General features: G+C 62.8%; 11 protein-coding genes. 2 read left to right on the plus strand and 9 right to left on the minus strand.

The genetic code is table 11. The features are described 5' to 3' along the window. Positions 1-23: 23 nt before the first annotated feature. Entirely contained in the window at positions 24-1,058 is a 1,035-nt protein-coding gene (selD, locus tag ACF8GF_RS02985) for a selenide, water dikinase SelD (RefSeq protein ID WP_209967943.1), read from the plus strand. Next, positions 1,058-2,170 carry a tRNA 2-selenouridine(34) synthase MnmH gene (gene mnmH / locus ACF8GF_RS02990; RefSeq protein WP_392487626.1) on the plus strand — a complete coding sequence of 371 codons (1,113 nt, stop codon included), beginning with the start codon at positions 1,058-1,060 and terminating at the stop codon, positions 2,168-2,170. The genes selD and mnmH overlap by 1 nt, the downstream gene beginning before the upstream one ends. A 135-nt stretch (positions 2,171-2,305) precedes the next feature. On the opposite strand, the gene ACF8GF_RS02995 is transcribed toward mnmH, so the two are convergent. From ACF8GF_RS02995 to alaC, 9 genes are all read right to left on the minus strand, one after another. After that, complete coding sequence (locus ACF8GF_RS02995) at positions 2,306-2,692, minus strand: lysozyme inhibitor LprI family protein (protein WP_392487627.1); 387 nt, start codon at positions 2,690-2,692, stop codon at positions 2,306-2,308. Between the two features lie 20 nt (positions 2,693-2,712). Continuing rightward, a complete protein-coding gene (locus tag ACF8GF_RS03000) occupies positions 2,713-3,252 on the minus strand; it encodes a hypothetical protein (protein ID WP_176685516.1) in 540 nt (179 codons plus the stop codon). A 67-nt stretch (positions 3,253-3,319) separates the two neighbouring features. Continuing rightward, positions 3,320-5,845, minus strand: coding sequence for a TonB-dependent receptor (locus ACF8GF_RS03005; RefSeq protein WP_176685515.1), 2,526 nt, complete (start codon positions 5,843-5,845; stop codon positions 3,320-3,322). Between the two features lie 76 nt (positions 5,846-5,921). Beyond that, positions 5,922-6,893, minus strand: a complete 972-nt coding sequence (locus tag ACF8GF_RS03010) for a FecR domain-containing protein (protein WP_339444413.1) — start codon at positions 6,891-6,893, stop codon at positions 5,922-5,924. After that, positions 6,890-7,417 carry a sigma-70 family RNA polymerase sigma factor gene (locus ACF8GF_RS03015; protein WP_012051229.1) on the minus strand — a complete coding sequence of 176 codons (528 nt, stop codon included), beginning with the start codon at positions 7,415-7,417 and terminating at the stop codon, positions 6,890-6,892. Before ACF8GF_RS03015 ends, ACF8GF_RS03010 begins: the two co-directional genes overlap by 4 nt. A gap of 56 nt (positions 7,418-7,473) precedes the next feature. After that, positions 7,474-8,037, minus strand: coding sequence for a GNAT family N-acetyltransferase (locus ACF8GF_RS03020; RefSeq protein WP_176685513.1), 564 nt, complete (start codon positions 8,035-8,037; stop codon positions 7,474-7,476). Positions 8,038-8,304: 267 nt separating this feature from the next. Beyond that, a complete protein-coding gene (locus tag ACF8GF_RS03025) occupies positions 8,305-8,688 on the minus strand; it encodes a YkgJ family cysteine cluster protein (protein WP_016393961.1) in 384 nt (127 codons plus the stop codon). A 160-nt stretch (positions 8,689-8,848) separates the two neighbouring features. After that, positions 8,849-9,976 (minus strand): hypothetical protein, encoded by a 1,128-nt coding sequence (locus ACF8GF_RS03030; protein ID WP_176685512.1) that lies wholly within the window; start codon positions 9,974-9,976, stop codon positions 8,849-8,851. 113 nt (positions 9,977-10,089) lie between these two features. Next, a complete protein-coding gene (gene alaC, locus ACF8GF_RS03035) occupies positions 10,090-11,298 on the minus strand; it encodes an alanine transaminase (protein ID WP_021781745.1) in 1,209 nt (402 codons plus the stop codon). Positions 11,299-11,477 lie beyond the last annotated feature (179 nt).

Below are 11,477 nucleotides of genomic sequence, written 5' to 3' on the forward strand. Positions count from 1 at the left end.
CAATTTGACCTGCAGAGGTGCATATGAGCGAGCCGATTCGCCTGACCCAGTACAGCCATGGCGCCGGCTGTGGTTGCAAGATATCCCCCAAGGTGCTGGACGTGATCCTCGCCGAAAGCGGCACCCAGGCCCTGGACCCGAAACTGTGGGTCGGCAACGCATCGCGCGACGATGCAGCAGTGTACGCGCTGGACGACGAGCGCGGCGTGGTTTCGACCACCGACTTCTTCATGCCGATCGTCGATGACCCTTACGACTTCGGCCGCATTGCCGCCACCAACGCCATCAGCGACATCTATGCCATGGGCGGCGACCCGTTGATGGCCATCGCCATCCTTGGCTGGCCGGTCAACGTGCTGCCACCGGAAGTCGCCCGCGAAGTCATCCGCGGCGGCCGTGCGGTATGCGCCGAAGCCGGTATCCCGCTGGCCGGCGGCCACTCGATCGACGCGCCCGAGCCAATCTTTGGCCTGGCCGTCACCGGCGTGGTCAATAAACGTCATCTCAAACGCAACGACACCGCCAGCGCAGGCTGCCAGCTGTACCTGACCAAGCCCCTGGGCATCGGCATCCTCACCACTGCCGAGAAAAAGGCCAAGCTGCGCGCGCAGGACCAGGGCCTGGCCCGCGACTGGATGTGCACCCTCAACACGCCCGGCAGCCGCTTCGGCAAGCTGAACGGGGTCAAGGCCATGACCGACGTCACCGGCTTCGGCCTGCTTGGCCACCTGGTCGAGCTGGCCGAAGGCAGCGGCCTGACCGCGCATCTGGACTATGCCGCCGTGCCACGCCTGCCTAGCGTCGACCATTACCTGGCCGAGGGCTGCATCCCCGGTGGAACCCTGCGCAACTACGACAGCTACGGACACAAGATCGGCACCCTCAGCGACGACCAGAAGCATCTGCTGTGCGACCCGCAAACCAGCGGTGGTTTGCTGGTAGCAGTGGCCCCGGAGGGTGAAGCCGAGTTCCTTGCCGAGGCTGCCGAACTAGGCCTGAAACTGTCCCCGATCGGCAAGCTGGTCGAGCGACAGAGCCATGCGGTCGAGGTGATCTGATGCGCCACGACTGCACCGACTTCCGTCAGCTGTTCCTCGACGACGTGCCAATGATGGACATGCGCGCCCCCGTCGAATTCGCCAAAGGCGCCTTCCCTGGGGTGGTAAACCTGCCGCTGATGACCGACCAGGAGCGGCAGAAGGTCGGCACCTGCTACAAGCAACAGGGCCAGGCCGCCGCCATCGCCCTGGGCCACCAGTTGGTCAGTGGCGCCACCAAACAGGCCCGTCTGGAGGCCTGGGCGGCGTTTGCCAAAACCCACCCTGAGGGTTACCTGTACTGTTTCCGTGGCGGCCTGCGTTCGCAGATCGTGCAGGGCTGGCTGCGCGATGAGGCGGGTATTCAGTACCCGCGTGTCAAAGGCGGCTACAAGGCCATGCGTACCTTCCTGCTGGAGACCACCCAGCAAGCGGTGGAGCAATGTGATTTCGTACTGGTCGGTGGCCTGACCGGCACCGGCAAGACCGATGTCCTGCACCAACTGGACAACGTGCTCGACCTTGAAGGCCACGCCAACCATCGCGGCTCCAGTTTCGGCAAGCGCGCCACTGCGCAACCGGCGCAGATCGACTTTGAAAACCAGCTGGCAATCGACGTGCTGAAAAAGCGCGACCGCGGTATCGGGCAGTTCGTGCTGGAAGATGAAGGCCGCATTGTCGGCAGTTGCACGGTGCCACTGGAGTTGTACCAAGGCATGCAGCATTACCCCCTGGTGTGGCTTGAAGACAGCTTCACCAACCGCGTGGAGCGCATCCTGCGCGACTACGTGGTCAACCTGAGCGCCGAGTTCAAGGCCGTGCATGGCGAGGAAGACGGTCCCCGGTTGTTTGCCGAGCGCATGCTGCAGAGCATGGCCAATATCTACAAGCGTTTAGGTGGAGAGCGCCATCAGCGCTTGTCCGAGATGCTGCGCGAAGCCTTGCAAGAGCAGCGGCGCAGCGGCGCGGTAGACCTGCACCGGGGCTGGATCGAAGGCTTGCTGAACGAGTACTACGACCCGATGTATGCCTACCAGCGCGCAGCCAAGGCCGAGCGCATCGAGTTTGCCGGGGATGCCGTGGAAGTGCGCGAGTACCTCAAGGCCCGGGCGCTGCGCCAACCGCGCAAATAGAACCAGCACCATCCAGTCCCCTGTAGGAGCGGGTTTACCCGCGAAGACGGCAACGCGGTGCATGACACCGGCAAAGCCGATGTTCGCGGCTAAACCCGCGCCTGCAAATGTGGGCCAATCATGCTCGAACAGGCGCTACTGCCCTGGGCTAAGCACCCGCTCCAGCTCCGCCGCGCGGACGCGGGTCATGTCCATCATGCAGGTGCCACCTTCCAACTGCGCCAGGGTCCCGCCACTGGCCTGTACATGGAACTGGCAATTGCCATCACGGTAGGCCAGCCACTTGCGCTGCACATCCCGCAGGCTCTTCTGCTGCCCGGCATCCAGCTTGCCCATCAACTGCTTGTACACCCGGTTCAACCGCTGGTCCTGCACTTGCGTTTCGGCCCCGATGCACGCGTTCATGGCCACGGTGCTGGAAGCCTTGTCCATGCACTGCCCGTAGGCCGCCGTGTAATCGTCCGCCATCGCTACCGGTAGCACGCAGGCCAGTGCCAGGCCGGCCAGGTAATGCTTGATCATGCTAACCCTCCTTGTGGGTTTCAAAGCGTCTGCGGCTGCTCCGGGGGCATCAACACCTTGCCTGGCTCGAAGCGCAGCGATGGCATTTGCGTCGCTGCATACAACGTTACCCCCAGGGCCGCAATCAAGGCGACATCAAGCCAGTTCCAGCCTGGCACGTCATCAGCCCTTCGCGCCCTCCAGCAAAACCAGGCTTGCCCAAGGCAAAACACCACCATCGCCGCCAGCCACAGGTAGAAGCCTGCACCAAAGCCGGTAAGGTCATGAAACTCGTAGCTGCGATTATCCGGCAAGCGGTCGATGCCAAAACTGCTGGCAGCCAGATACGCCGCGCCAAGCCCGGCCAGCAAGGCCAGCCGGCGAAACCGCCGATGGGCAAGGATGGCCAGGGCAAGCAGTGGGTTGGCGAACCATTGGTACAAGCCGAATGGCATACCCCATGGCCCGTACAGCAGCATCTGCAGGGCCGGCATGTGACGCTCGCCGCCCATCAGCGCACCATCGAAGAACAGGGCGAGCAGATACAGCAGCAGGCTGATACTCAGGTAGAAAACGGGCAAAGGGGATTCCTGAGAGAAACGGGACAGCCTACGACCTTAACCCAGGCCCTGCCCCGCTTCCAAACCCTCAATAGGTGCCGCGCAGGGTCACCATGAAGTTGCGTGGCTCACCATAGTAGTTGCCATAGGTCGAAGTACCCACGGTTTCGTAGTACTTCTTGTCGAACAGGTTGTTGCCGTTGAGCGTGACGTTCCAGTGATCATCGACACGGTATTCGACCAATGCGTTCCAGATCGCATAGCCGCTCTGGTCGAAGTCGAACGGTACGTTTCGCTCAACCAGCGCGCCGCTGCTGTCGTAGCGATTCACTGTACCGCTCATGTACGTGGCGCTTTGCACCTGCACGCCGCCGCCGACCTTGAAGTCGCTGAGGATACCCGGCAGCCGGTAGGTGCTGTACAGCTTGAACAGGTGCTTTGGCATCACCGTGCTCAGCGGTGCATCGGCGCTGCGGTTGCGGTTCAGGTTGAAGGTGTAGCCCCCCACCAGCATCCAGTCCGGCAGCAGCTCGCCAGACAGCTCCATGTCGATGCCCTTGCTCACCACCTTACCGTTGGACACATAGCAGCAGCTGCCCGAGAAGCCGGCGCTGGTGGCCAGGAAGTTCGGGTCTTGCACCGCTTCGTTTTCGCGGGTGCTGTAGTACAGCGCCACGCTGGCGTTGAGTGCGCCGTTGAACAACTCACCCTTGAGGCCGGTTTCGTAGGTTTTGCCGGTCATGGGCTCAAGCGGCGAACCGCTTTGCGCAGGGCCGCTGATTCGGCTGGACTGCGGTTTGTAGATTTCCGAATAGCTGACGTATGTCGACCATTGATCGTCAAGGTCGTAGACCAGGCCACCGAACGGGGTGACCTTGGTGCCTATACGCTGCTCCGGGCTGGAGATACTTGCTGGCGAGGTCAGGTTGTTGGTGTAGGTCTGCCAAAAGTGGAATCGCTGTGCACGCGCCCCGACAATCAGGTGCAGGGGTTCGGCCAGCTGCAAACGCAGGCTGCCGTACAGGCCGTACTGGCGTTGCGAGTTGGGGCTGTAGTCGCGCTTGTAGTCACGCCCGTTGCCGGGGTCGTCGAACGCCGAGCTGTCGGGGTCGAACACGTTGGCCGGCGCGCCCGATGCGGCATAAGGCGCAGTGCCCAGCCACCGGCTGTCGATCTTCTGGTAGTCGGCACCGAAGACCACTTCATGGTCCAGACCAAAGGCCTGGAAGTGGCCAGAGACGTTACCGTCATACAGGTGCTGCTCGTTCTCCTGGCGGGTCGAGGTGCCGTACCAGGTCGCCCCGGTATTGGTCACCGGGTCTACTGCATTCAGGGTAGTCGCCGTCTTGAACAGCCCAAGGTCCCAAGTGTTGGTGTAGCTGAGGTTGAGCTTCCAGTCGTCGTTGAATCGGTGGTCCACCTTGGCGAAGTACTCGCGTGCGGTGGCGTCGAGGTAGGCCCAATTCTTGGTCAGGCCGGTATGCCGTGGCAGGTTCAGGTCAGCACCATTGCTGTAGCGCGGCACCGCGCTGTTGCTGCCGGTTTCGTGGGACTTGTTGTAGCGAGCACCGAAGGTGAGCATGGTGTCGTCCGTAACGTCCGCCTCCAGCACGCCATACACCAACGGCCGCTCGGTGGCGCGGTTGTCGGTGAAATACTGGCGATCGGTGTTGGACATCACCAGGCGACCGCGCAGGCGACCATCCCAGCCCAGCGGGCCGGACAGGTCGAACTCCTGGCGATAGTTGTCCCAGCTACCGGCCGACAGGGTCAGCTTCAGCTGGTTAAAAGAAGTTGGCCGCTTGCGCACCATGTTGATGATGCCACCCGGGTCACCCGAGCCACCATACAACGCAGCAGTACCGCGCAGCACCTCGATGTGGTCGAACTCGGCCAGTTCGAAGATGTTCGACGAATAGAACGAACCCATGGCAGTGCCCAGCGCCTGCGGTGCAGCGCCGTCGATCTGCAGGTTCTGGATGCTGAAACCACGCGAGAGGAAGTCCTGGGTGCGGAAGGTGGTGCTCTGGGTGACGATGCCCGGCGTCACTTTCATCGCCTGGTTGATGTCGGTCAGTTGCTGGTCTTCAATCAGCTGGCGAGTCACGGTCGACACCGATTGCGGCGTCTGGCGCAGGCTGGTCGGGGTCTTGGAGCCAACGCTGATCAGGCCCGGCGCGTAGGAGCCGGTGTTCTCGGTACTCTGGCCCATGCCCTGCCCGGCTACTGTGGTCACGCCGAGTTCCATCGCGTCACTGCTCACCGCCGCTTGCGGCTCGGCCACCAGCCGGTAGCCGTTATCGCTACGCTCTACCCGGTAACCACTGCCGGCCAGCAGCACGGCAAAACCGCTGTCCACCGAATACAGGCCATGCAGGCCTTTGCTTTGCAGGCCGGCCAGTGCTTCGGGTGTGAAGGCCAGCGACACGGCGGCTTGCTGGGCATAGCTACCAAGCGCCTGGGCCAGGTTGCCGGCGGGCACTTCGAAGCTACGGCGGGCGGCCTCCTCGGCGACGGCCGGCAGGGCCGCAACGGCTAGGGCCAAACCGGCACAGGAAAGGCGCAAGGCCAGGGCTAGCGGGCTGAGGACGGGGTGGCCAGGGAATCGGCGCATGGTGGATCGGCTCCTTGTTCTTGATCGGTTGGCCTCTTGTCTGACGGGCCACTGCGCAGAAGCGGAACCACCTGGGTCAATTTTCTTGTGAGACGGGCTCGACCGTGGTCCACCAGCGGCCAACGCCGCCGATACGAATCGGCAGTGCCTCGGCCAGCAGGCGCAGGGCCCGCTCGCTGTCATCCAGAGGCAGTACCGCCGACACCTTGATCGCCCGCATTGCCTGGCGGTCGAAGCGCAGCACGCCACGGCGTTGCTCGGCCAGGGCATCGAGCACCTGGTCGAGCGGTACGCCGTCGGCCACCAACTGGTGATGCTGCCAAGCCCGATCGACCCGCGTCGGGTCGATCGCCGGCAACGGACCAAGCCCGTCACGCGCCACCCATGCCCGCTCGCCCTGGCCGACGACCAACTGATCGCCGGACACGGCACTGCGCGCCTCGACCCGGGACTCAAGCATGGTCAGTTCGCTGCGGGCACGGCCTTGGCTGACCACGAAACGCGTACCCAGGGCCTTGAAGCTGCCTTCGTCGGTCTGTATCACGAAGGGTCGCGTCGGGTCATGGCTGACATCCACCAGCACCTGTCCATGCAGCAGGCGGATGCGCCGCTGGCCAGTGCTGAACTCCACATCCACGGCAGAGTTGCCCGCCAAGGTCAGCTGCGAGCCATCTTCCAGGGTTTGGCTGCGCCACTCGGCCGGCGCGGTATGCAAGTCGGCCAGCCAGTCGCGCGGCGTACCACCGGAAAGGCTCAGTGCGCCCAGCAAGGAGATTGCCAGGGCCACACCGAGCAAAGTGTGCCGTGCGCCCGAGCCTGGAGTCGAAACCCGTACGCCGGCGCGCAGCCCGGCACCCACCGGGCCGCGTTGCTCGCGCAGTGCCTGCACCTGGCTGATCACCCCTTGCATGCGGCGCAAGGTGGCGCCGTGGCGTGGGTCGGCCTGCAGCCAGGCGTCGAACTCACCTGCCTCGTCGGCATCCAGTTCACCCTCGCCCAGGCACAGGGCCCATTCGGCAGCTTCCTGTTCGATACGCGAGGGGTTCACGGTTCGGCAATGTCCAGCGTGCGGTGGCAATGGATCAGGGCCTGGGCCAGGTACTTGCGCACCATGCGTGGGGAAATCTGCAGGCGTTTGGCAATCTGCGGCTGGGTCAGGTCGTCCAGGTAGTAACCGACGAAAGCCTCGCGGGCATTCACGTGCAGGCCTTCCAGCAGGAAAGCGATCTGCTCCAGCGCTTCGAGGGTGATGAGGATGCTTTCGGGAGACTGGTGCCCCTCCAGCGCCTCGGCAGCCAAGGCAAGTTCGCTGAGATAGGCCTCTTCGATTTGCTGTCGACGCACCCGGTCGATCAACAGGCGGCGTGCAGTGGTACTGAGGTAGGCGCGTGGCTCGCGCATGCCCAGCAAGGCATCACGCGAGGCCAGGATGCGCACGAAGGTGTCCTGGGCGAGGTCGGCTGCGCTGTGCGAGCAGCGCAGCTTGCGACGTAGCCAGCTAAATAGCCAGCCATGGTGCTCACTGTAAAGCTGTTCAAGCGGGTACGGGCTCGGTGAGTCGGCTACGGGCATGGGGCACCGGGACACAAGTGAGAATTGTTCCCGAATAGTAGCTATTCGCCGTAAGCCTATGCAACAGGTGGTTCGAGCAACAAGCCGTAGATGCCAGAGTCGGACAGCTCACCTGCCACGCACCAGCGCGCTCGCAACGTGCCCTCCAGCACGAAGCCCTGGCGCTCAAGGGTGCGTGCCGAGCCTTGGTTGCGCGGATCGATTTCGCCTTCCAGGCGACGCATGTGCAGGGTGTGGGCGAGGTAGTCGATGAAGCAGGTCAGTGCTTCGTCCATGTAGCCCCTGCCCTGCATGGCGCTGGCCAGGCAGTAGCCGATTTCGCCACGGCGGGAAATATCGTCGATGTTGAACAGCTGGACCATGCCGATCAGTTCGCCGTTGTCGCGGCGGTACATGCCGAGCTTGAGCTGATCGCCATTGGCATAGGCTTCGCGGTCGGCGGCCAGGGCGCTTTCGGCCTCGGCCAGGTCCTGCCAGGGTGCATGGTGCCAATAGCGCATGACCTCGGGATCGGCCATGATCGCCAGCCACTGCGCGGCATCGGCATGGCGCATGGGGCGCAATTGCAGGCGCGGGCTGTCGAGGCAGAGGTCACTGGGGAAACTGCGGGGTGGGGTCACACCGGATCTCCTGTCCATTGCTGGGGAGATGACAGTTTAACGTCATGTGCTGGGTTCAGGCATCTCGGGGCTGCTTTGCAGCCCGTCGTCGGCAGGTTCACCACAGACCAGTAGCCTTGCACGATACCTGTAGGAGCGGCCTTGTGTCGCGAAAGGGCCACAAAGCGGCCCCGGCATTACTTGCATCGACGCTGAAACCCCGGGGCTACTGTGCAGCCCTTTCGCGACACAAGGCCCCACATTGACCGCGTCAGGCCGATCGATACTTCACGCCACCTCAGCCCCATCATCCGGCCAATGCGGCTCGTTCGCCCCCGGCGGAGTCAACGGTGGCAGCCCATACGCCGCCCGCGCATCATCGCAGCTCGGGTTATGAACCCCACCCTCCCAGGACGCCTCGAACTCGCGGCAAGGACTGGAACGGTTGGCGTAAATGGTACAGGCCACTTCCTTTCCGATCTCGCCCTGAAGGCTGACACAGCGGCAAGGCTTGGCATCGGTGCCGATCATGGCAACGCGGGTGGGGTTGATCTGCACCACCAGGTCGTCCGGCACAAGGCCCCCGGCAGACTGGCATTCGCCCCAGAAGAAGGACACACGGAAGTACCCGCAGCAGGCGCCGCAGTCAAGGCAAGGGTTATATTCAGACATGATGTCACGGAGGGAAGGTTGTTGTTATCGGGGCTGGCCCGCGGCGCCATTTTTAATCCAAGCGGGGGCCGCTGGATAGAGGGGGAATGAAAAAAAAATCACCGCTGATCCGGCCGCTGAACAAGGACGACCAATGCCTTCGCTGGTCGCCCCCTTGCAGTTAGCAGATGGGCTGATAAGTTTCAGCATCCCAGCGTTGCAGACCAAGGCCTGCGCTCGGCTCGTAGCCACCTCCCTGCACCTTGCTGAACTGCGTCTGCACGTCGCCACAATGCACCAGACGATCGCTTTCATCGCCCTCGGTGAGCACCGTGTAGGACTCACTACGCATCGCTTGGTACTGCCTGTCGGCAGCCGCCATGACCTGGTGATAGTTCATCAACTGGCTGCTGCTCAAGGCCAAGCGTTTCTCCAGTTGCACGCCCCAGCGGGTCAGGCAAACCTCGGCAAAGTGGCGAACGACCAGCCCGGGTTCGGCCAGCACCTTGCCATCGCCTGCGCCATCAGCCGAGGCGTTGCCTACCAGCGTGGCATGACGGCCCGGTATCGGATAAACGCATATCCGCGTCCCTTTGGCGACCGAAGGGATCACGCAGGCAAAACCTTTGGAGCGCTCATCCCTCGAGTAGAAGCCTACGTATTCTTTGACGTTATCCGCCAACGTTACGCGCTCGGCTTGCACGTTACCGACCCCAGGCACCGGGTCGATGGCAAATATGTTCACCGGTATGCCCCGCAATACCGGGTCTTGCGCCATGGCATTGGCCAGCATGTGGCAACTGATCCCTCCCCTGCTCCAGCCCACCAGGTTGACCTGGGTTGGCAGGCGCGGTTTGCGGAACATGCTGATGATGCGCTCCTGCAGTTCCTGCGGGGTTGGGTGGCGATCGCCGTAGTCGTAGGTTCGCCAGAACCATGAGGCGGAGGAAGCAACATCCGGAATCGGCACGCCGGCAGCTTTCAGCCGCTCGTATTCTTGCTCACTGAGTTTGGTGCGCCGCCAGTTGCTTTCGCCCTTGATGACCTGCAGTACATGGCTGACGTTCTCCTCCCAACCGCGACCAAACAGCTGGCCGGTCCAGTTGAAGTAGCCGCCGGGTTCGACGAACAGGTTGTCATCCTGAAGGTTGCCGCTGCCTGGGCCGTCGACGGCGATCCAGTGGGCAAATTCCCGGCTCTGGTCGTTGCTGGCCAGGGTCGAGACCAGCTCGCCATTCCAGAAGTTGGGATTGGCATCGTCGAAACGGTGCGAGCCAGTGCCGCAGAAGTAGGCGGTGAAGACACTCATGGGGGATCTCTTTGGTGAGAAATGAGTGCTGAAGGTAGGCGTACGGGTAACCAGAAGGCAGGCGGAAAGCTCACCCAAGAGGCAGATGGGGCTGCTTCGCAGCCCCAATGGGCTTACTTGCGAGCCAAACCGTCAGCCCGGAACATTTGCCGGATTCCGCGGATGGCCTGGCGAATACGGTCCTGGTTCTCGATCAGAGCAAAGCGCACATGGTCGTCCCCATAGTCACCAAAACCGATCCCCGGCGACACACAAACCTTGGCCTCGGCCAGCAGCTTCTTGGAGAACTCCAGCGAACCCAGATGCGCATACTCCGGCGGGATCTTCGCCCACACGTACATCGACGCCTTGGGGTTCTCGACCATCCAGCCCAGTTCGTGCAGCCCTTTGACCAGCAGGTTGCGGCGCTGGCGATACTGCTCGGCAATGTCGCGGACGCACTGCTGGTCGCCTTCCAGCGCGGCAATGGCCGCGACCTGTAGCGGGGTGAAGGTGCCGTAGTCGTGGTAGCTCTTGATCCGCGCCAGGGCGCTGACCAGCTCAGGGTTGCCGACCATGAAGCCGATGCGCCAGCCGGCCATGTTGTAGCTCTTGGACAGGGTAAAGAACTCCACCGCAATGTCCTTGGCCCCCGGGACCTGCATGATCGACGGGGCTTTCCAGCCATCGTAGACGATGTCGGCATAGGCCAGGTCATGCACCACCAGCACGTCGTACTGCTTGGCCAGGGCCACCACTCGCTCGAAGAAGTCCAGTTCCACGCACTGGGCGGTGGGGTTGGACGGGAAGCCAAGGATCATCATCTTAGGCTTGGGGATGGACTCGCGGATGGCCCGCTCAAGCTCGTTGAAGAAGTCCACACCCGGTACCAGCGGCACCGAACGCACCTGGGCACCGGCGATCACTGCGCCGTAGATGTGGATCGGGTAGCTGGGGTTAGGCACCAGCACTGTGTCGCCCTGGTCGAGGGTGGCCAGCATCAGGTGGGCCAGGCCCTCTTTCGAGCCGATGGTAACGATGGCTTCGCTTTCCGGGTCGATGTCGACCTCGTAGCGGTCCTTGTACCAGTTGGAGATGGCCCGGCGCAGGCGCGGGATGCCGCGAGAGGTGGAGTAGCCGTGGGTGTCTTCACGCTGGGCGACCTGTACCAGCTTCTCGACGATGTGCGGCGGGGTGGCGCCATCGGGGTTGCCCATGCTCAGGTCGATGATGTCCTCGCCACGACGGCGGGCAGCCATCTTGAGCTCGGCGGTGATGTTGAAGACGTAGGGGGGGAGACGATCGATGCGCGCAAAGCGGCGCGGCGAACCTGGGTTGGCCATGGCTTCCTCTGATTACGTAAGCGCCCGGAACCGTCCGAGCGACGCTGGCCGATGTGGCGGCCTGAATCAGAAGATAGTGCCGAAACAGGATCCGTGTAAAGGATAATTTCCTGTTTTGTTAGAGCTTTTCAGATCTATTGTTTGAAAATCAGAGATTTATATTTTCCTGTGCTGGCCTC

Source organism: Pseudomonas sp. yb_5 (genome assembly GCF_043103865.1).
In the GTDB taxonomy this organism is placed as follows: Bacteria; Pseudomonadota; Gammaproteobacteria; order Pseudomonadales; family Pseudomonadaceae; genus Aquipseudomonas; species Aquipseudomonas putida_Y.